Genomic DNA, 516 nt, shown 5'->3' on the forward strand with positions numbered 1-516 from the left:
CCGTCGACCAGCACAAAACACGCCCCGCACAGGCTCAACCCGCAGCCGAACCGGGTGCCCTTGAGGCCGAGATGGTTGCGCAGCACATAGAGCAGCGGGGTGTCGGCGTCAGCGTGGACAGCGTGCGACTGCCCGTTGACGGTCAACGCTCGTGCCGTCGCCGGCTGTAGGTCGGTCATCCTTCCAGCATCCTCTGCCGGTGCTGGATCCGCTCTACAGTGGTGAAGTGGAATTCAGTCGCGGCATGCACGTCACGCGCAGAACATTCGTGGGGGGCGCGCTGGCGGTCGGGGGAGCGGTGGCTGCCGGACCGGGCGTCGACGCCACCGAGCGCCCTCACCCCGCGCCGCACAGTGACGCGGTGGTGCGGGCTTGGATCAACGGCGAACAGCGGGAGGTCCCCGTGGACAACCGCACGTCGTTGCTGGACATGCTGCGTGAGCGGGCGGGGCTGACCGGGACCAAGAAGGGATGCGACCAGGGTGCGTGCGGTGCATGTACGGTGCTGATCGACGT

2 protein-coding genes are annotated in these 516 nt (G+C 68.0%); one reads left to right on the plus strand and one right to left on the minus strand.

Going from position 1 to position 516, the window contains the following annotated elements; translation table 11 throughout:
* The coding region (locus A5714_RS25330) for a 2Fe-2S iron-sulfur cluster-binding protein (RefSeq protein ID WP_156747266.1) at nucleotides 1-179 on the minus strand (179 nt) is incomplete at its 3' end.
* Nucleotides 180-226: 47 nt separating this feature from the next.
* Here A5714_RS25330 and A5714_RS11165 point away from each other — a divergent pair.
* A partial coding sequence (locus A5714_RS11165; protein WP_231975871.1) for a 2Fe-2S iron-sulfur cluster-binding protein occupies nucleotides 227-516 on the plus strand: 290 nt, incomplete at its 3' end.

The organism is Mycobacterium sp. E2462 (assembly GCF_001672685.1).
Classification (GTDB): domain Bacteria; phylum Actinomycetota; class Actinomycetes; order Mycobacteriales; family Mycobacteriaceae; genus Mycobacterium.